At 32.8% G+C, this 20,216-nt stretch carries 22 protein-coding genes and 2 pseudogenes; 15 read left to right on the forward strand and 9 right to left on the reverse strand.

Features of this window, described 5'->3' with window-relative positions; genetic code table 11:
• Positions 1-302 precede the first annotated feature (302 nt).
• A complete protein-coding gene (locus QFZ31_RS28845; protein WP_307309829.1) occupies positions 303-986 on the reverse strand; it encodes a DUF308 domain-containing protein in 684 nt (227 codons plus the stop codon).
• 175 nt (positions 987-1,161) lie between these two features.
• Here QFZ31_RS28845 and QFZ31_RS28850 point away from each other — a divergent pair.
• The 3 genes and pseudogenes from QFZ31_RS28850 to QFZ31_RS28860 form a co-directional block, all read left to right on the forward strand.
• A pseudogene (locus tag QFZ31_RS28850) lies at positions 1,162-1,806 on the forward strand (ATPase, T2SS/T4P/T4SS family); the annotation flags it as partial.
• On the forward strand, positions 1,793-2,824 hold the full coding sequence (gene comGB / locus QFZ31_RS28855; RefSeq protein ID WP_307309832.1) for a competence type IV pilus assembly protein ComGB: 1,032 nt from the start codon (positions 1,793-1,795) through the stop codon (positions 2,822-2,824). The pseudogene QFZ31_RS28850 and the gene comGB, both read left to right, overlap by 14 nt.
• A gap of 51 nt (positions 2,825-2,875) precedes the next feature.
• A pseudogene (locus QFZ31_RS28860) lies at positions 2,876-3,022 on the forward strand (prepilin-type N-terminal cleavage/methylation domain-containing protein); the annotation flags it as partial.
• 810 nt (positions 3,023-3,832) lie between these two features.
• Here QFZ31_RS28860 and QFZ31_RS28865 read toward each other — a convergent pair.
• Complete coding sequence (locus QFZ31_RS28865) at positions 3,833-4,996, reverse strand: type I restriction endonuclease (RefSeq protein WP_307309833.1); 1,164 nt, start codon at positions 4,994-4,996, stop codon at positions 3,833-3,835.
• A gap of 953 nt (positions 4,997-5,949) precedes the next feature.
• On the opposite strand from QFZ31_RS28865, the gene QFZ31_RS28870 reads away from it, so the two are divergent.
• Positions 5,950-6,138 carry a hypothetical protein gene (locus QFZ31_RS28870; protein ID WP_307309835.1) on the forward strand — a complete coding sequence of 63 codons (189 nt, stop codon included), beginning with the start codon at positions 5,950-5,952 and terminating at the stop codon, positions 6,136-6,138.
• A gap of 492 nt (positions 6,139-6,630) precedes the next feature.
• Here the strand turns inward: QFZ31_RS28870 and QFZ31_RS28875 are convergent, their stop codons facing one another.
• Positions 6,631-6,939: a hypothetical protein gene (locus QFZ31_RS28875; protein WP_307309837.1), complete on the reverse strand. Its 309-nt coding sequence runs from the start codon at positions 6,937-6,939 to the stop codon at positions 6,631-6,633.
• Between the two features lie 269 nt (positions 6,940-7,208).
• Here QFZ31_RS28875 and QFZ31_RS28880 point away from each other — a divergent pair, with 269 nt between their 5' ends.
• The 7 genes from QFZ31_RS28880 to QFZ31_RS28910 all read left to right on the forward strand — a co-directional run bounded on the left by QFZ31_RS28880 (position 7,209) and on the right by QFZ31_RS28910 (position 13,760).
• Positions 7,209-8,282 (forward strand): hypothetical protein, encoded by a 1,074-nt coding sequence (locus QFZ31_RS28880; RefSeq protein WP_307309841.1) that lies wholly within the window; start codon positions 7,209-7,211, stop codon positions 8,280-8,282.
• A 542-nt stretch (positions 8,283-8,824) separates the two neighbouring features.
• The gene (locus tag QFZ31_RS28885; protein WP_307309844.1) at positions 8,825-9,337 is read left to right on the forward strand and encodes a hypothetical protein; all 513 of its coding nucleotides are present in this window, start codon (positions 8,825-8,827) and stop codon (positions 9,335-9,337) included.
• Between the two features lie 403 nt (positions 9,338-9,740).
• Complete coding sequence (locus QFZ31_RS28890) at positions 9,741-9,896, forward strand: Imm26 family immunity protein (protein WP_307309846.1); 156 nt, start codon at positions 9,741-9,743, stop codon at positions 9,894-9,896.
• Between the two features lie 385 nt (positions 9,897-10,281).
• A complete protein-coding gene (locus QFZ31_RS28895; RefSeq protein WP_307309849.1) occupies positions 10,282-11,121 on the forward strand; it encodes a DUF5677 domain-containing protein in 840 nt (279 codons plus the stop codon).
• Positions 11,122-11,505: 384 nt separating this feature from the next.
• Complete coding sequence (locus tag QFZ31_RS28900) at positions 11,506-11,922, forward strand: VOC family protein (RefSeq protein ID WP_307309852.1); 417 nt, start codon at positions 11,506-11,508, stop codon at positions 11,920-11,922.
• A 355-nt stretch (positions 11,923-12,277) separates the two neighbouring features.
• A complete protein-coding gene (locus tag QFZ31_RS28905) occupies positions 12,278-13,264 on the forward strand; it encodes a DNA/RNA non-specific endonuclease (protein WP_307309855.1) in 987 nt (328 codons plus the stop codon).
• Between the two features lie 148 nt (positions 13,265-13,412).
• Positions 13,413-13,760 (forward strand): hypothetical protein, encoded by a 348-nt coding sequence (locus tag QFZ31_RS28910; RefSeq protein ID WP_307309858.1) that lies wholly within the window; start codon positions 13,413-13,415, stop codon positions 13,758-13,760.
• Positions 13,761-14,043: 283 nt separating this feature from the next.
• Here the strand turns inward: QFZ31_RS28910 and QFZ31_RS28915 are convergent, their stop codons facing one another.
• The gene (locus tag QFZ31_RS28915) at positions 14,044-14,538 is read right to left on the reverse strand and encodes a hypothetical protein (RefSeq protein WP_307309862.1); all 495 of its coding nucleotides are present in this window, start codon (positions 14,536-14,538) and stop codon (positions 14,044-14,046) included.
• A 22-nt stretch (positions 14,539-14,560) separates the two neighbouring features.
• Entirely contained in the window at positions 14,561-14,797 is a 237-nt protein-coding gene (locus tag QFZ31_RS28920; protein WP_307309865.1) for a hypothetical protein, read from the reverse strand.
• A gap of 207 nt (positions 14,798-15,004) precedes the next feature.
• On the opposite strand from QFZ31_RS28920, the gene QFZ31_RS28925 reads away from it, so the two are divergent.
• The 3 genes from QFZ31_RS28925 to QFZ31_RS28935 all read left to right on the forward strand — a co-directional run bounded on the left by QFZ31_RS28925 (position 15,005) and on the right by QFZ31_RS28935 (position 18,400).
• Positions 15,005-15,817, forward strand: coding sequence for an aminoglycoside adenylyltransferase domain-containing protein (locus QFZ31_RS28925; protein ID WP_307309868.1), 813 nt, complete (start codon positions 15,005-15,007; stop codon positions 15,815-15,817).
• Positions 15,818-15,989: 172 nt separating this feature from the next.
• Complete coding sequence (locus tag QFZ31_RS28930) at positions 15,990-17,531, forward strand: zinc-ribbon domain-containing protein (RefSeq protein WP_307309869.1); 1,542 nt, start codon at positions 15,990-15,992, stop codon at positions 17,529-17,531.
• A gap of 296 nt (positions 17,532-17,827) precedes the next feature.
• Entirely contained in the window at positions 17,828-18,400 is a 573-nt protein-coding gene (locus tag QFZ31_RS28935; protein WP_307309871.1) for a tyrosine-type recombinase/integrase, read from the forward strand.
• Between the two features lie 186 nt (positions 18,401-18,586).
• Here QFZ31_RS28935 and QFZ31_RS28940 read toward each other — a convergent pair whose 3' ends face one another.
• The 4 genes from QFZ31_RS28940 to QFZ31_RS28955 all read right to left on the reverse strand — a co-directional run bounded on the left by QFZ31_RS28940 (position 18,587) and on the right by QFZ31_RS28955 (position 19,823).
• Entirely contained in the window at positions 18,587-18,727 is a 141-nt protein-coding gene (locus tag QFZ31_RS28940) for a hypothetical protein (RefSeq protein ID WP_307309873.1), read from the reverse strand.
• A gap of 14 nt (positions 18,728-18,741) precedes the next feature.
• A complete protein-coding gene (locus tag QFZ31_RS28945) occupies positions 18,742-18,957 on the reverse strand; it encodes a hypothetical protein (protein WP_307309875.1) in 216 nt (71 codons plus the stop codon).
• Between the two features lie 111 nt (positions 18,958-19,068).
• Positions 19,069-19,614, reverse strand: coding sequence for a hypothetical protein (locus tag QFZ31_RS28950; RefSeq protein WP_307309878.1), 546 nt, complete (start codon positions 19,612-19,614; stop codon positions 19,069-19,071).
• Between the two features lie 62 nt (positions 19,615-19,676).
• Positions 19,677-19,823, reverse strand: coding sequence for an aspartyl-phosphate phosphatase Spo0E family protein (locus tag QFZ31_RS28955; protein WP_307309880.1), 147 nt, complete (start codon positions 19,821-19,823; stop codon positions 19,677-19,679).
• 193 nt (positions 19,824-20,016) lie between these two features.
• Between QFZ31_RS28955 and QFZ31_RS28960 the strand changes: the two genes are divergently transcribed.
• The gene (locus tag QFZ31_RS28960) at positions 20,017-20,172 is read left to right on the forward strand and encodes a hypothetical protein (protein ID WP_307309883.1); all 156 of its coding nucleotides are present in this window, start codon (positions 20,017-20,019) and stop codon (positions 20,170-20,172) included.
• The last annotated feature ends 44 nt before the right edge of the window (positions 20,173-20,216 follow it).

Here is a 20,216-nt window from a genome sequence, read left to right on the forward strand (position 1 = left end):
AATAGCATTCAATTGTAAGAAAAGAGCTTGCAAACTTAATTTCAAGAACAAAATAGTTTGTTCCACGTTAAAATCGGCTTTAGGATTTTAACAACAATCTTTACGAAAACAGTCTACTAAAAAGACCCTTCATTGAGGGGTTCGATTAAGATAGGGTTTATTCTATACATATTGTGAAAAGAGAGATACCACAAAAACTTTTGAAAAAGAAAGAGACAATACAATCGATTGCATCTTAAACTTTTTATTTTCCATACTTCTTTAGGATTTCATCTGCTTTTTCTTTTGTTAGGACAAAATCCTTAATTGGTTTGGTGGGTGGTACTATTATTGTTCGCTTTTGTGGATCCGTTCCTGGACTCGGATTTGGTTGTTGTGGATTGCTTCCCTGATTTGTTGACATTTTGCACCTCTTGAATTTTTATTGTTGGATGTTTTGTTATTTCAACTTTCTGTGTATTGGCATCATCATAAAAAAAGCTTGGAAAATAGCAAGTACATGCAATTAATGTAGAAAAAATTGAAGCTATAATAAACTTATGAGTTAAGTTCAACCTATTTCTCCTGACATTATTTACATGCCAATTATACTCCGAAAATTTAGCATACTCTTCAGTAAGATAATTCTTAAAATCTTCTTCTACATCTGGGTTTGGCTGGTTATTTGTATACGTTTTACACTGTTCGTAGATATCATACCAAACCCTAGGTTGTTGTAAATACAAATAATTTTCACCTTTAAAATAACCCACCAGAAGAACCACGATAATTATGTCTAAAATTAGAGATATTGCACCTAAACCAATTAGAAACCAGAAAGATAAGGGATGATTTTCTAAATCGTTTATATTACTAATGCAAAAAAAGATACCCCCAAACAGCAAAGGAACAATGGTAGTTATAAGTGCAAACCGATTACCTAACGCTTCTTTTACCTCTATCTGTTTATCGTATTGCTCTTTAAAGAACTCAAGTTTATATTCCACTAATTTCCCCCTTAGTAAATTTTTGTTAATACCTAGATATTTTATAGCAATTTTATGAACATTTAAATAGTGGTTTTTATGTTTATTAGAAAACTTTTTAAGAAAATTAGTTATTTTATAAAGAGGATTACTCAAAATATTTGGATGGCTCTTAATGTTAAAATTATCCCTAAAAACTAAACTAACCGGCTCAGGCAAAACCACAACTCTTTACTCCCTTTTAAATGAAACCGCGCATCTTTTTCATCGCAACGTGATTACACTTGAAGATCCCATCGAAAAAAACTATGATTCTGTTTTACAAATACAAGTAAATGAAAAAGCGGGTGTGACATACGCAGCTGGTTTAAAGGCAATCCTACGTCATGATCCCGACATTATAATGGTTGGGGAAATTCGTGACGCCGAAACCGCAAAAATATCAGTACGTGCTGCTTTAACTGGACATTTAGTTCTCAGCACGATGCATACAAGGGATGCAAAGGGAGCAGTATATCGTCTCCATGAGTTTGGTGTTAATTGGTTAGAGGTAGAACAAACTCTAATTGCGGTAACAGCTCAGCGCTTAGTAGAGCTAACATGTCCGTTTTGCCAAGGGGAGTGTTCACCCTTCTGTTATTCATATGGAAGATGGAAAAGGGCGAGTGTTTTTGAACTGCTTTCAGGGAGAAACCTTAATGCAACTATGAAAGAGGCAAAGGGAGAAGATATTATTTCGCGTTACACGACAGTAAAGGAAGTAATAAAAAAAGGGATAGCTCTTGGGTACATCCAAGAGTCTGAATATGATCGCTTGGTGTATAACCATGAAGAGCCATAATTGGACCATTAATGAGCAGGCAAATTTATTAAAAAGGATTGGAGAATTATTGGAACGCGGTTACCCAATTGCAGAAGCAATCGAATCCCTAATCTTGCATTTACCAAAAAATCGAAAGGAGGAAATGTACAAATGTTTGACTGATTTGAAAAATGGGATTTCCTTTCATGATGTTTTAAATAATATCGGGTTTCACAAGGATTTAACTGGTTATGTCTATTTTGCGGAACAGCATGGCAGCTTCGTGGAGGCACTACTAGAAGGAAGCAATTTAGCCTTAGTTAAGGAGAATGATAGGAAAAAGCTTTTGAAACTATTACAGTATCCAGCTTTACTTACCTTTATTACAGGTTTTCTTTTTGTGTTTGTCCAAAAATTATTGCTGCCCAAATTTACAAGCCTCTTCCAATCTATGAGTCTTGAAGCGAATTTCTTTATGAAAGTACTTTATTCCTTTGATCAATATTTTCCTCGCTTTATTGCGGGTTTAGTGCTCCTCCTGGCAGTTGGTTCAATTTATTATTTTTTTGTATTTCGAAAAGTCTCCATTCTCCGGCAAAGATCACTTCTAGTGAGAATCCCGATTATTGGAAGAATCCTTAAATTGTTGTTTACTCATTATTTTTCTGTACAACTCAGCTTTCTTTTAGCAGGGGGTATTTCCGTATTTGAAGCACTAAACTTATTTGAGAAGAATCACAGACAGCCATTTTATAGCCAATTGGGAATGGTGATTAAGCAGAAGCTGTTTACGGGTGAAAAACTAGAATCTATCCTGGCTTCCTTTCCATTCTTTGAAAAGGAATTCCCGATGATAATTAAACATGGTCAAGAGAATGGAAAATTGGAACAAGAATTACTCTTCTTCAGTGAGCACTGTATGGTGATTATGGAAGAAAGGATTGAAAAGAGTTTAAAAATGATTCAGCCTTTGCTCTATCTTTTTATTGGGTTTCTGGTTGTATCAATGTATTTAGCAATATTATTACCGATGTTCCAGCTATTAGATGGAATATAGAAAAGCGGAAGCTTATTAGGAAAAATATATTACATGGAGGAATTAAAAATGATGAAAAATGAAAAGGGTTTTACTCTTGTTGAAATGATGATTGTAATGCTGGTAATCTCAGTTTTATTAATTGTTACAATTCCAAATGTAGCAAAGCATAATACTAATATTAATACCAAAGGCTGTGAAGCTTATGTAAATATAATGGATACTATGAACAGGTTAAAAAATCGCCTTTATACCAAGGGTTTTCTAGGACAAGCCATGTTAGGAAGGATGTTTATTTGTCATGCAATCAGATAACGCACAAAAGGCACTGGATAGAGTTATTTCATTTTGTGAAAGGAATAGTTAGGCTCGAAGGAAGTCCGTCAGATGACGAAATACAGACGTGTGAGAGGGTATTCATCCATCCAAAAAGAAGCCTAGAGCCTACACACATCGAAGTGGACGCTTATTGACTTACAAGAACTCATACACCAGTTAATTAATACAAAAAAGTAGACTCCTTAAGGGAGTCCAAAGTGTACTAATTTATATAATAGGGGGGTCAATAAGTGATTTCAATTATATTCCCTATACGAAGTATTAAGTAGTGCAATTATTACTAAAATTATCCAATAATAACAGGGAATATGGACTACAATTAAATAAGGAGGATTAACCATGAAACCCATTACTCATCGTATCGCTTATTATATTCGTAAGGTAGCTGAAAAGGGAAGAAATTCATCCATCTAAAAAGCAGCGAAGAGCTACACATGCAGACAAGAACGGTCAATTGCTTATAAAAAAAGGATGCATGAGTTAATCGAAGAATGCGGAAACTGCAGAATAGGCTGCCTCTCATCAAAATCATAAAATGGGAATATCCAAAAGGTGGATGGGATTATCTTCCATCTAGCATGTGGAATTGTGGCATAGATGTGAATAATGAAAAAAGACGGTGCTTTTTATAAGCCTCGTCTTTTAACTTTCTAAGTAATATTCTAAATTGTTTGCTTATTTTAATAAAGTTTATAAAACGGAATCAAAAGAAGCCACAATTAATGCTTCATAATGATATAAATCCTCTGGTTTTTCAAAATAGATTCTGCTAAGCCCTTCTTTTTTACTTGGAACATCTGGATTGCAAGTAGGCAATATGGACTTACATGTTTCAATGTCTATTCTTAAATTAAAATGTGGGATTTTAGCATCATAGTTAATGCGTATAAACCAACGTGTTGAGACTTTATTTAAGATACCAAAATATCGAACTGTATCCTTATACCTTATATCACTAACATCACGATCAGCCTTTAAAAGAATTTCACGAACAATATCAAATGATCGTAATTCTTCCACGGTTGTAATAATGTTTGGATTAACATTATCTTCTTCTAATTCATCTTCAGTATCTTCCAATACTAGATTTTCTTTAGTAACAGCTGCTTCTTTTGTGGCAATTTCTTGTTGAAATATTTCTGGTTCTTTTTCTTCTTTGAATAACCCATCCGAAATAATACCTAACATAGTTTGGTTTATTGCTTTTTTGATAATGGGTCTAAAACGCTCTAAAACATTATTAGTAATTCTTGTGTTTGTAAAGTCTTTAATTAGAAATCGTAAAAATTCATCAGATGGATTTTTAAATAATTCCTTCAGTGTAATATTTATGTTTGTCATATAAACAAGTTCCTGAGCGTACTCTACGAGTCTTTCATTCTCAAAATTGTCTTTAGTAAATCTTTGAAGAGTTTCTATCTCTACATTTGATATTGTTGAAAGTCTAAAGCTGAAAAATGGAGTCTTATCCATGATGTTATCCTGATCTAGGTCAGTATAAAAATGAAAGTAATCACCATTTGTTAAAATAGAAAATTTTACATTCGGATTTGAGTTAAAGTATCTGTATAGTTGTCCGTTGTGATTGTCTAGTTTTTCATGAATTGATTTTGCTTCAATAAATATTATAGGGATACCATCTTTTTTAATAGCATAATCAACTTTTTCCCCTTTTTTACTACCAAAATCAGCACCGTATTCTGGCTCAACTTCATAAGGGTTAAATACATCATATCCAAGAACATTTAAAAAGGGAATTATCAGTGACTGTTTTGTAGCTTCTTCATTAGAAATATACTGTTTCCTTTGTGCAACTTGATCAGATAGTTTTTTAAGCTCATTTACAAACTCCATTATTACCCTCCTCGACAATATACATGTCTTTATTTAGAGTATATAACAAAAAATAAAAGTTTTGGATAATAAATGAAATTATGCAGGTAGTTAGTTGAATTACTTTAGATCTATTTCAAGTTGATTGTGATAAGTTTCCTATGTAAAACATCTAAACACCAAATAGACGTGCCTTTTTATGTGCAAGTCACTTTTTCTTTACTCAGAGGATTTCTAAATAGTCTGATCATTCACAGACAATCACAGCCTAAATCTGGATAACGTAAACCGATTTAAGGTGTATTTCTCTTAGGAAGTAGTAAAACCATTCAGAACTAAAATAAAACAGTCTGATAACGTGCTAGTTAAATTGAAAGTGAGGTGATCTAAATAAACAATTACAGTTAAGCAGTTTAAAACCATCCTAGACGAACAAGGATTGTCACGGAGAAGTGTTTCAAAAGAAATAAGGTAAAACTATTTAACTTTAAATAGTTTCATAAACGGTCATATAAGCCTTCTAAGAAAGTTTAAATATTATCGATTGTGCCAGATTTTAAATGAAGATGTTTTTTAGAGAACAAGATTCAAATCCAATCTTTTTGGGAAGAGATGGAGGGGAATGATATAAAAAAGACTATAGTTGAAAAATAAATTATCCCCTAGTAAAGTAGCTAAAAAGGGTCTGTTCCCCTATCTAAAAAGCAGCCAAGTGCATACACATACAGACAGTACGGTTAATGGAGTATAAAAAAAGGATGCACCAGTTAATTAATACAAAAAAGAGACTCCCAACAATATGGAAGTCAAAAAAGTACTAATCTATTCAATAGGGGGTCAATTAGTGATTCCAATTATATTCGTAACGCGAGATATAAAATAGAGAATAATTTACTAAGATTATCAATTTATTATAGGGGAATATGGACTAGGTGTTATTAATCCTAGTCCCAAATATAGAAAGTGAGTAGATCATGAGTATCGTTCGCTTAGACTCATACAAACTTGAAAAGCAGTACGCAGAATATTATAAGTTTTCAAATGGTTCGACGTCGAACCAACTACATACTAGTGAACGCAACATTGATTTCTATAAACAATACACTGCAGCTTACATTAAATTGTTAACCAGTTACATCTCAAAAAAGGATGGTGAATCATAATGACTATTTTCTTATCTATACTGTGTGTTATTTTCTTTTTCGCAGGATTTGGGATTGGAATGAATCGTAGCAGTCAGTTGGATTAACTAAAAAGAGACTAGGACAAAAATGTCTTAGCCTTAGGGGTGTAAGTATATTAAACTAAAAGGGGTCTTAATTATTATATTAACCTTTTAAAATGTTAATAAGTGTAATAAGAACCAAAAATTGCTAGTCTAAATTATCTAAAAATAACATTGTCAATTTGGAAATAACTTGCTATAATGAAGAGTGAACCATTCTATAAACACAAATAAGACGTAACCTTTATTGGTTTTCGTCTGCTTTTTCTTACTATTTTTTTGCCCTTTGACAACTTTATATCTATTACTCTACAAAACATATTATATACACATTCTAAATAAAAATCAATCCAATTTTTCAAAAAAATAAAATTGGAACGAAACCAAAATTATCAGTTAAAAAGGAGGCTTAAAGTGCCTCCATTAGTGGTTATTCAATATCAATTTTTTTAACCTTTAAGAAGTTTTTTACCCCAGTTTCAACAGTACCTAAATTTTTATCAATATAACTTAAAGGATCAGATGATTCAATATAATGTCCTTCAATCTGTTGTTCGATTACGTCACATAGCATTCCCGATACTCGACATAAATGGTCGATTGTATTAAGTAATTGAAGTTCAGTAAGTCCTGCATTAGATCTAGTTTGATAATGAGTGACTTGTTCGAAGATATGATTAAGTCTTTGGTCTAAATCCCTCATGTCATCAAGCGAAAATTTATCATTTAAGTTAGCCATATTAACTGGTACCCCCAATTTTTGATATTTACAACTTAATTTTATTCGATAGGAAGGGGTTAAAGAATACGATGGTATGTTTCTTAACAAGGAATTAACAACAACTCAATAAATGAGGTGATTCTGGTTTCCAATAAAACAAAAGTTTTAAACGAACTGAAAGGGGTGATTATTTTCAATTAAAAGACAATTTTATTGGGTGGAATTGAGGAGGCGGATCAAAAAATGGAATTGGAAAGAGTCAAATTACAACAGTAAAGGAGAATGTTATGAAATTAGAAAAATTGAAGTCTGGTCAAGTGTTTAAGAATTACAAAGAAATGTGTTTAGATCTTGAAATGGATATTAAAAGCAGCACAGACAGTAAGAAGGCACAATATAAGGAATTGGCTCGTTATTGTGATTATCAGAAAGATGGACATAAAATACTTATCAAAAGTGTTTATGAAAATCCGTTACCTAAGATTGAAAACAGAGGCAAAAGTGAAGGTAGTCGTAGAAGTATTTACGGTAATACAATTCAATTATTAATTGCTGATTTATTGGCTCAGAGTGATGGGTACATATCAATCAGTAGAAACAAATTATTAGCTAGTATTGGTATTGTAAATAGTAACTTCGGTGAATGTGGTCAACACTTAAAAAAATTATCAAAATATGCTGAAATGGACGAGAGAGTGATTTACGACTTCTACAATACTAATAACAGTAACTTTAGAAGTATGATTGAATCTGCTTTGAACAATTTAGAGGATAAACGTGTAATCATGTACTCTACAGTAACTAAGGTTCATGAAAAAGGAAAGTATTCGCCAAGAATAGCAACACAAGAGGAAATAACTCAGATTATGAAATATGAAAAAGATACCCTTGAACAAATGGGATTCAAACAAATATCAGAGGTAAGAGTATCTAAAAAGTGGAAACAGTATCAAAGGAAAGTTCAACAGTTGTTAATCGAAAACACTGACATCGAGTTTCATTTTTCTGCCTATGAAATTACCGTTAATAAGAATTACATTGAGCAAGAACGAAATGAATTGGCTGACCTACTACTTGAACAGGTTGTTCGGGATGATGTGAAAAACAATCTTAATTCAACGATTATTGAAAATATCATAAAGAATGCTCAAATTAGATATGAAAAAGGTTTCACTAATGGAAAAATGGCAAAAGTTAGACAAAATCAAACATACATAGAAAATATTAAAAAATTAGCAAACTTACTTATTGATAAAAATACACCAAACATAACAGCAAGTGTTAGGAATACAGTACTTGAAGAACTTCCATTAGATTTACTGGATGAAGTAGAAAATCAGTTAATGGAATTATTCGGTTAATAAACGACTATTTTCAGATACCTATTATATAAACCTAAATACTATAGGTATCTGAAAATAGTCTAATTTTATATCTAATAATCAAGAAATTAATAATTCGGAACAATTTATTGTGACGAATAACCAAGCAAATCACAGCTCTTTTTAGTGATTTGTGATGGTTGCTTTTATCATCATGCTTACACTATATAGGCTTGCAGCCCAATTCCCTAAAGTGCAGGGAAGTTCCTTGCTTTTCTTTTAAAACGAGTTGAAAGACAATTTAACTATTACAAATACTAAATTAAACAATTTGGATGAATGTTAATTACAAATTATAGAGATTCATTGAAAAAGGTACTATCTAAATTAAATGAGGAAATAACGATTGAAGAAGGATTGAGTTAATTAAACGGATTTAACAATTTCAAAAGAAAAAGCTTACTCCCTTAAATAAAGAAGAAAGCAACCTTTAGAATCTATTTTTTTATCAATAATTATTTATTTCAAGTATATTCCAATTAATGTTTTTTCATATTATACTTGGCAAGGGAGGGGTTCCTATGAAAGACATTAAATATGTTAGGATCAATGAAGAACTAATACATGTATTTGATTATGTAAGGTATGTTTATGATAATGAAATTGGCGATTGTTTTTTTCATTTAGATTTAATTGTCACCGAGGTAGTCATCATTAAATATGTGTTCGATCAAGAAGTTAAGGTTAGTTTGGTATACAATAATGGGGAAGAACATACCTTTACAATGTTAGTTCAAGGTGTTACTGAAGTAGGGAATGCAGAAATACCAATTTTAGAATTATGCGTAAAGATAGATGATCCTGAAAAATTTCAAGAGTTAAAAATAGTAAAATGGGATACTCCTTTAGAAGAATATTCTCTTGGCAATAACATAACGATTGAAGAGATTCGAAGAATAGAAATGCCGAATAGAGAAGTTCAATTTGAAGCTACCTTGCCCATTGATTTGGAGGAATGGGTGTACAGTAACAGACATAAAATTAGCACTATATTGACAGAAGCTTTAACTGATTATAAAAACAAGAAAATTTAATTAAGTTTTAAGTTGCTAAAATCATTTAAATTATAGAAGCACCAAATTGTTTTCTTTAACTAAATGCTTAAGTAAGAATTACCGGACTGCGATCAAAGCGGTCTTTTTTTGTATAAAAGTGGTAAAGAACACATATTCCCCTACAATATTGTTAATATTCGATAGCCGTATGAAAAAATGCTTAGAAATCCCTTTATAAAGCGGTTTGTGTCGTGCAATCGACCTTATGAGCGACAGATATAAAAAATTCTGAAAACCTAGTAATGGAGCGGTTTTTTTGAGTTTTTAAAATTGTGACGATAGGGATCACGATAAGTATAATAAGATAAAAAATGCTAAAGATTACTGTTACTTTTTTCTTCTTCAACTAAAATTAATAAGTTTTAAGAATGTGGTGATTTTAATGACAGGAAAGAAACGAAAACGAATTAAAATTGGGGATGTGTATGCTATACCTTTGCCGAATGGCAAATATGCTTTTGGTAGAATATTTAAAGATGCTGGCATAGGAATTTATAAAGATATCGGAGAAAGTATTGAAGACACTCCAAAGGATTAGGAGTACCAATTTATTGTTGGTGTATATGAATATGTACTAAGATCAGGAGATTGGACAGCTGTAGAAAATCGCCCTTTTAAAAGTGATGATGAAGCATATCCACCTCCTTCTTGTATCATTGATAGTATTTCAGGTGAATATTCCATTTACCATAAAGGCGAAATTCGAAGTGCAACAAAATCGGAATGTGAAGGATTAGAAATAGCAACAGTTTGGTCGGATAACCATATCATTGATAGAATTATGGGAGAAGATAAGTGGCACAAAAACGATAAAATTTACTTTTTACTTGTTCAACTAACGGGTGCGAGGCTTCAATAAGGCATCGCCTTTTCCTTGTTAGACTAGGGGCAAGGGTAGCGGAAGAAAAACAGGAGGGTTCTGATTGAGTTTATTTGATGAAATACTTAACACAAATATTGAGGATTGGACTGAGTATCCAAACCTCAATACATTGAGTAAAGCGATATTAGCTGGACAACAAATTCTAGAATTGTCCGCTAGTAAAGAGAATTTAAAACATCATGATGTAATCATTATTTCGATGTATAGAAAGGTATTAGAGCAAGCAGATGGCTTATTTATTCTTCTAGACCATGATTCAAATAGTGCTGCCACCTCAACTATTAGAACATTGTACGAAACTTCTATTGGCATGCAATTCATTTTTGAAAAAGAAAATCTATTGGCAAATCGGGCAAACTCATACTACGTTTCTTACATGCACGAACAGATAACATGGGCAAAAAAAGCAATAAAAACTGGTGAACTTTCGACTTTATATTCATTTGAAGAGTTGCAAAAAAAAATAACAAAATTTGAATCCTCTTTAGCAGAAGAACCGTTGAAATCAATACATAATGTATGGTTAAAAGAAAAAGTAAAGTTAGAAAAGCAAAACAAACATTTTCCTCCCAAGTGGTATAGTCTTTATGGGAGTGCAATTAGTTTCACACAATTAGCTTCGAAATTTAAAGGCACTCATCCTTTTTTGTATTCAGGATATTCATTAGAATCACATGGATATACAGCACTCCAGAATGTTGTAACTGACGAAGAGACAAAGAAACAATACCTCGCACCACTTAGATATCGTCATTCTGGTTATGATACCCTCTGCTATCTTGGCAGGAGTATTGTAAATTTGTGTTCATCTTTAATGGTAAATCGCTATTGTACCGAAATTAGACTTGAGTTTGAAGAATTCTTTGAAACTAACCGCTAGAAACTGAGAATCTAATATGAAGGTAAGCCACGATTGTTGCTTTCCTTTTTGCATTCCATTGGGGTTTATTGAGTAATTAAAGTTCATATAAACAAAAGGGTAATAAAACCTCTCTTTATTGTTTATTACATTAAGCTATATTGATTGTGAAAGAATGTACTTAAACTAACGAGCAGAATAGTTGAATAAAAACTGTTGCCTAGTTTGGTAGGACTGGAACAATATACGTATTCTACGCACAGAATAATTACAAAAATTTTTTCTAACGATTACCGTTTTAATTACGTTAATCGTTTACAATAAGTATATGAACATCAACTAGGAATCGACCCCTATTTTAAGAGTATAGTTACTTACTCAACATTAAGGAGGAAATCGATTATTATGAGCGACATAGTGACATTACGAGGACTTTCCACAGTCAGTTTTTGGGCAGCTGATCTAGCAGGGGCAAAAAAGTGGTACGCCGAGCTATTGGGTATTGATCCATACTTCGAACGTCCAGGATATGCCGAGTTTCGCCTCGGTGATTACCAGCACGAGCTGGGATTGATTGATAGCCGTTACGCGCCAGATGGTTCAGTGACTAGTCCGGCTGGTGTTGTCGTGTACTGGCACGTCGACGATGTGACATCTACTTTCAAGAAGCTGCTATCTATGGGAGCAAAAGAGTACGAAGCACCTACAGAGCGAGGTGAGGGGTTCATCACTGCTTCCGTTATCGATCCCTTTGGGAACATCCTAGGTATTATGTATAACCAGCACTATTTAGATGTTCTGAGCTTGACCAGAAAAGCCTGAACCATGCCTTCAGCATTCGGCATCTTGGTATTCACTAGCTTCAAATGCATCATTGCTTTTATTAGAATTTACATAAATTAAAGGGTGCAAGAGTTGAAGATGGGGTGCTGCGGCATCCTTTTTTTCTTGTTCCACTAACGTGGCAGTTTAATGGAATAAGGAATTTTACCATAACTAGGTTAATAACATTAAGGATTATCATATGGGGAATATAAATTTGTTGGAGTTAAGATTATAAGGATTTCAGCTTTAGCTTGGAATCCTTTTTAAATTATAATTTATTCGTTTTTTGAAGTGTTTTAGTAGTATAATAGTATTGGTATTTATACAGATATTTACAAAAAGGGGATAATTCATGAAGAAAATAACCTACATGTTTATGGCGTTTTTATTAGTTTTCCTTGCAGCTTGTTCATCAAATGAAACAACTGGCAAAGAGGAAAATGCTGAAACAAAGATAGAAGGGAAAAAAAAGGAACAGGGTGTAGCTGAGGCTAAAGAAAAGGCAGAAAAAACGAATAGTGAAAGCGGAGTCAGTCCAAGCGTTCCTGCCACTAGTACACCAACGATAACAAGTGTTAATGGTGACTTTGACTACAGTAAATATACACTAATTGTAGTAGATGGAGGAGATATGTCAGGTTCTAGAAAGCCGAATGTAAGAGTGGATGTCGGGTATGGCGACAGGGAATATTGGGCTTTTACAAATGAATACGGACAGTTAATTCGTGTTGAAGCAAAAAATATAACACTCCAAAATCAGAATACTGAACATGTTTTATCGTCTGGGAGATACTATTCTGATGAAGCAAAGGTTCCCGGTACAGAGAGTCAAGAATTAGATGAAGGGCATGTGATTGCTGACTCACTTGGGGGAGTATCTAACGCATATAACATTACACCTCAAGACAGCATTCTCAATAGGCACGGCGATCAAGCTTATATGGAAAAAGTGATTCGGGATGCAGGAGGTTGTACAGATTTCGTAGCAGTGATTCAATATCCAAATAATCAGACGCAAATTCCTAACCATTATAAATTCACTTACAAAATTCAGGGCAGAACCATTAAAGATGAATTTGACAATGTAAACCCAGATGAAGTGAACAAAAATTTAGGGGAAACGACAGGTACGAGCAGTACCCCACCGAAAACAGACAATGTACCAGCAAACGAAACGGTAAGTAGTAATGAAGATGTTAGTAAGGTGGATACCAATCATAATGGAAGTGTTACGATCTCTGAAGCCAAAGCTGCTGGCTTTAAAATGCCAATTACGCGTGATTCATGGCTCTATAAATATATGGACGATCGTGATGGTGATGGACTAGTAGGTGAGTAAACAAATTGGCTATATAAATATATAACATAAAAATGAAGAAAGGCTGCTATTTTTGGCGGCTTTTTTCTTGTTGTACTAACGAAGCAGTATAGTTCAACAATGCTTGGGTATTATTAGGGTAATTGTTTCCTTAGGTGGTAGAATTATAATGAAAAAGTATCAGGAAGTAAGAGCTTATGAAATAAGTGAAGACTTTAAATTTATGTTTACTCAAGTCGTGATAACACATAGTAAAGATATTGCTATGTATTGGACAAGAGATAATGTAGGTTATACCAATGAGGAAATGGCAAAGTTAAAAGTCAGGGAATTTCCGTTGGACGAAAAGGTATTTGTTAGAGATTTTGGAGAAACATCTGCAAGAGAAATGATTGAGGAAGCAGTTAAAAAAGATTATTTTAGTGGATTTCCAATCGTTGTATTTTGGAAAGAAGCTGAAAATGATTACTATGAAAATTGGCATTCCCATTTTGAGATAGAAGATTCAACCGATTAGCGTGATTGTAACTAGCGTGATCGGCTGCTCAACAAGAGCAGTCTCTTCTTGTACTAACGGAGCAGATTAGTTGATGAAGAAAATCTACATATATAATTTGGATTCATCAAATAATAATAAAAAGCTAAAAACAGCACTAAACATAGAACTAAAAGAACGAGAGCTAGTTTTTAATGGGGATGGATTTACTATATATCGTGATTAATAGGTGTTAATCCCCTCTCGAGTGAGAGGGGTTTTTGTGGATTTTCTATTGTAATTATCGTGGTTTAAAGATCTTAGTTCAAATAAAAGTAACTAATTCTTTCATATGATTACTCCAGATTAGTGAATTTGGATTAGCTATTTTATGAGATTCCATTGCATATTCCAGCCATTCTTGAGAGTATGTAAAATTATTTGTAACTTCCTGATTGAGAGATAAATTGTTTTGAGGAAAAAAGAATGTAAAGCCATTTAAAAAACCGAATAACAACGGAATAAATTGATTGATAATTGATGATGCTACATCCACATTAAACTCTAATCCCATTATTGTCCTATTGTTAAGTCTATCCACTCTATAAAAATCTTTTATAGCTAACCCATGAACAGCTTCAGATATATGTTTTCTATAATATAATTTATAAAAGCCAGGTGAGAATTCATTAAACATAACACTGAAGTTAATTCGTTTAGAACCGGTAATATGGTCTATTAATTTGGTAGGATATTTATGAAAATATCTCATTTGAATAAATGCTTCTAAAACATGTCGGTATAATACCTGCGCTTCCAAATAATATCCTTTTTCAAATTGGTTATATATTAAACCAAAAAGAATATGGAGATTGCAAATATTGTAATTTACAGATTGATTGTGCTGCACCCTCATGGGTTTCTACGTCAGCAGTTTCCCCAAAAAAATGACCTAATTTAAAAAACACATCCATGATTTTAGGAATATTATCGTGGATACCTTTTAAATAATTCCTTGTGAATTCTTTTACTGTTTCTTCAGACATTACTATATGTTTTACTCCTAAAAGCTCGTTCATTTGAACATCCTCCCTAGTCTGTTTGCAAAGTTATAGGGTAATTTTACCATAAATTGGTGTTTACTATCGTAGAATTAGTTAGTCCAATTTGATAGTTTGAAGTTAGATTGTGAAGAATTGTACTTAAACAAACGGGCAGTTTAGTTAAAGAAGGAATAACAGATTATGCACCGAATTTATTATAAAAATAACATTGTAGGAGATATTATGACCTTATCGAATTTTCCAACAACAATTAGCCATCTTCCCAATAATGTGACTGAGGTTCTTCAAAATCTATTGTACGGAATCCAAGAAGCAATTGGAGAAAATCTTGTAGGCATTTATTTACGTGGTTCACTCGCTTTAGGTGACTTCGATCCAAAAACTAGTGATATTGACTTTTTAGTTGTAATCAACGACACAATTACAGAAGAAAAGTTTGCTAACCTAAGTGTGTTTCATTCTCAACTTGCAAGTTTCCCAAATCAGTATGCCCTAGATCTAGAGGGAGCATATATCGATCTCGATGCACTAAAACGTTATCGAGCAGGGGAAATTCACCCAACCATATATAGAGGTGGGGGTTTACAGTGGGGTGAACACCGTATTAACTGGGTGTTGGAACGTTGGACTGTTCGCGAACATGGAATTACCCTAATTGGACCAGACCCAAAGAAACTCATTGAACCGATTTCGGTGGAGGAACTTTATTCAGCCGTCTTGGTTCGTTTGCGAGATTGGGTAGACTATGCAAATCAGTTAGATGATCCTACTTGGCGTCTTCCCCTTAGTCATAAAGCTTATGTGGTGGAGACGATGTGTCGAGTCATGTTTACGTTAGATTGTGGAGATATATGTAGTAAACCACATGCTATTTTATGGGCACTTGAAACGTTTCCTGAGCCATGGCGTTCCTTGGTTGAACGGTCACAGTCGTGGCGTATCGACAACGTTACTTCTCCTGATGTGAATATCATCTCTGAGGTAATGCGATTCGTTCATTGGGTCGCCTCTAAAGCAGGGCTTTCTAAACAGTAACTTTTAATAATATTGATTGATAACTTCTTGAACTAACGGGTAGCTTTAACGCATTAAGGAAAAGAAATAAAGACCTAAACCAAAGTGAAGGAAATAGTGTAAGATAAATGTGTGAACGGGTACGTTCATACGTTTTCTAATTTTTCTAATTATCATAAAAGGAAGTTTTGGTATGGCTAGTAAAGTTAGCAAAGAATACTGTCTTGCTGCGGTTAATCCAAAATTGGCACAAGAATGGCACTCCAGAAGAAATAATTCTCTCACACCGTTTGATATTCCACCAAATTCTCATAAAAAAGTTTGGTGGAAATGCCAAAAAGGTCATGAATGGGAAGCTAGATGTGCTTACCGAAACAGAGGGCAAGGTTGCCCTGAATGTAGTAATAAAAGAGTGGGAAAAGATAATAACTTAGCAGTCACACACCAACACATTGCTTCTGAATGGCATCCTACCAAAAATAAAAAAACTCCTTATGAGGTTACTTACGGGTCACAACAAAAAGTATGGTGGCAATGTCAAAGAGGACACGAGTGGCAAATGCCCGTAAAAGCACGTACAGTTGAACAACAAGGTTGTATTAAATGTAAACAAGGGTTTCAAAGTTCAATTCCTGAGCAAGCAATATTTATGTATGTAAAACGAGCTTTTCCCGATACCGTTAGCCGTTATAAAGTAAATGGAAAAGTGGAAGTGGATGTTTTTATTCCTTCTTTACAGTTAGCAATTGAATATGATGGAAGGGTCTATCACCAAGATAAAAAGCAGAAAGATTTTCAAAAGAATCAGTTTCTGAAAGAGCAAGGAATCAAGTTGATAAGAATTTTAGAGTTTGAGAAAAAAAGAAATTTAATGCCACAGACCGAACACCCTAACACATTTATCCATGCTTTTAATAAGCATTATTCAAAAGAATATTTTCAAAGTCTTGACCTAGCCGTTTTGTGTATTTTTAACTTCATTCAAAAAAATCTTGGTGTAAAACTCTGTTCAATTCTAATTATTGATTCTTATTCAGAAAGAACGGCAATTTACGGTCAGATTTCAACCACAACTTGGGAAAATAGTTTAGCTATATGCCATCCCGAATTGATGAAAGAATGGAATTATGAAAAAAATCACGGTCTTTCTCCTTTTAAAGTACCAAGGGGAGCAAAGCAATCGGTTTGGTGGCGATGTGAGAAAGGACATGAATGGGAAGCAGTTGTATCTAATAGAACAAAGTCTATCAATCCCTCTGGATGCCCCGATTGTTATAGAGATTTGGGGGAGAATACACTTGTTCATACACACCCCGACTTAGCAAATGAATGGAACTACAAAAAGAATATTGGCAAATTACCCGAACAATATTCTTTTGGTTCTCATGAAAAAATATGGTGGAAATGTCCGAACGGTCACGATTGGGAAGCCCATATTTATAATCGGACAAGAAGCAATAAAAATCCTTCCACCTGTCCGAAATGTAGAAGTATTGCTTTTACCCATCCACACTTAGTCGAAGAATGGGATTATGAGAAGAATGGAATTCTTAACCCTTGGGAAGTGACGACCAAATCAGCACAAGAGGTTTGGTGGAAATGTAAAGAAGGGCATGAATTTAAAGCCATTGTTTACAATCGGACAAGAGAAAAAAACGCAACGAATTGTTCTATCTGTTTAAAAAACAGGAAATTAGGAGCAAAAAGTTTGTTACAAAACACCCGCATTTATTAAAAGAGTGGAATATGGATAGCAGTTTTTATCAAAGAAAGCAAGGTTGTGAAAAATTGTACTTAAGCTACCGGGTGCGATAGTTAAAGATCGAAGCTGTCATTTTGGCAGCTTTTCTTCTTGTGCTAACGGTGCAGGTTACTTGAAGAAGGTGTTTTTCATTTCATCAATGTATGAATTTACCTATTTTCTTACATTCAAATCTTTGAATTTCTTGAATTTAACCATTTTATGGGATAAAATAAGAATAGGTAAAAAAATCGTACATTCATTTTGTTGTTTTTAAAGGAGTGGGAGAGATGACCAATCAAATCAAAGATGTACAGCCGATAAGAAATAAGCAACAACTAGAAGATATGAAATGGTCTTTAAGAAGACATTGTAGTGAACGGGATTATATTCTTTTTGTTTTAGGCTGCGAAACTGGTTTAAGAGTAGGTGATCTTCTCAAACTTAAGAGACAGCAAATTGTAGAACTTAAGTCCAAGAAACAAAAGATATTAAAAGTAAAAGAAGGTAAAACCCAAAAGATAAGAGAAATCTATATTGAAAATTGTTTTGGTGAAATATTTCAATATGCATCTAATCTTGATAGTGAATGTTTATTTCCGAGTCGAAAAGGTTACAAGGCAATTACTCCAACACAGGCTTATAGACAATTAAATAAAGCTGCAGAATTTGCTGGAGTTGAAAGTGTTGGAAATCATACCTTAAGGAAAACTTTTGGATATTGGTTTTATAAGCAAACAAAAGACGTGGCTATGCTTCAAGAAATATTAAATCATTCACACCCATCTATAACTTTACGATATATAGGAATTACAGGAGAAGAAATAAAGAATGTTTTGAAATCATTTAGCGTTTTTAATTAAAGGATAGCGAGTTCGTTATCCTTTTCTTGTGATCTTTTAGTTTTTGATTGAAGGGGGGATATTTTACATCCTTAGATACTTATTAAGGTTAATAAAAGGAGAGAGCACTTACGCTCACATCTCCTAGTTATCAACACTACGATAGCTTTATGTGAATAAAAATAAGCCTTCCTTAATTGGAGGGCTTTAATCATCTTCATCAGCACGATCAAGAATTTCCTCAATTTTTCTATTGAATTCATTCCAATCAAAGTCCTTTTTATTTCTGTCTGAGTTATCAAAGATTTCATCAATTAGTTGCTCAATATCTGATTCTTCCTTTTTCATAAAATCACACCTCTTTAATTTAAAAACAAATTGAATATCTTAATTGTGAAGTACAAACCTAATGGGATAATCGCACTAGTAAGTGAAACAATTGCAGCATTAATGTATTGCTGTTCATCCTTTAATCGAAATCCTTTAATAGCAATTTGAATAGCATACAAAATCAAACCAAAGGATATTAGGACACAAATTGGCACTGTTATAATAATAAAAATTTCCATTATAGACAAAGATAATTTTCCCCCCTTTTTTGTTAAAAGGTATGGACAAATTCATCTTTATATTACATTTTCTTCATAAATAAAAGCCCTTCTCTTAATTGAGGGGGCTTGATAAATATATTAATCAAATTTTTTTAGTAACACTTTTATTTTTTTTCCTCGATGATTATTCATTTCTAAATATATTTTAGTACAATTTTTCACAATTTCAGTTTCTTCAGTTTTGATATTTTGAATAATTTCTATATTTGTAATTTGTTTTGGAGGTAGATTGATATTTAGAAAACTGTCTCTATAATGACTATAAGAAGTATACCTCTCGGTACTTTTATCATCTGGATCAATAGCAAGTAATAAATTATTTCCATAATAGAAGCTATATTTTACATCTCTTATTATTTTGGGGATTTCTGAACCGTTATAAATCTCAATTGTGTGTTTTAGATTGATGTTAGTTGCTTCATTTCGATCTTCAACTTTACTCTCAATATATTCACCAATCATATTTTGTTCTGCATTAATAAAATCAATTTCATTTTCTTTAATGTAAAATTTAATTTTACCAACACTTTTTAGCATTTGAGTTAAGATTAAAGTTACTATAACCCCTAATAATGCTCCAATTATTCCTTCAAAATCTTTAATTAATTCAATAATTTCTTTCATTGAGGATAATCTCCATCTTTTATAATTGGTAAATATTTTTGAACATTTATTAAGGTAATGTGTTATGAAATTAACTTAAGGTTAATCAATTTATCGAGAGTTTCACTTAGTCTGATTGTATTCGGTGAAGTGAATCCCTCAGCCATCCCAACTGAAATCATTTTATTTCTAATAATTTCAATTTTCTTCATTAAATCCGCATTACTCACTCTATTTCGCTCCCATTTTACAAACATATGGGATAATTTTATCATTTGAAAACGGATTTAAAAAAGAGTAAATTTGACAAAATTTTGAACAATTTTTATATTCTTTCATAAATTTTAATCCATAGACATAGATATTTATTAGTAAATTTTAATACAATTAATATATTTATATAATAATTCGAGGTGTGTTAGCATGGAGAAAACATACGTTATTTATGAAAGAAAAGAATATATTCTCATTCATCAATATGATTCTGGATACTGTGAAATAAAGGAAGAGGGAAAACTGAACGAGGAAATAAAACTTGTACATTATTCTGAATTGACAATGAAAGTTACATCAAAATAATATTAGGTGTTTTTTTAAAAACCAGTAATAAATTTTGTATCTTA

It is taken from the genome of Neobacillus niacini, assembly GCF_030817595.1.
GTDB lineage: Bacteria > Bacillota > Bacilli > Bacillales > Cytobacillaceae > Neobacillus > Neobacillus niacini_G.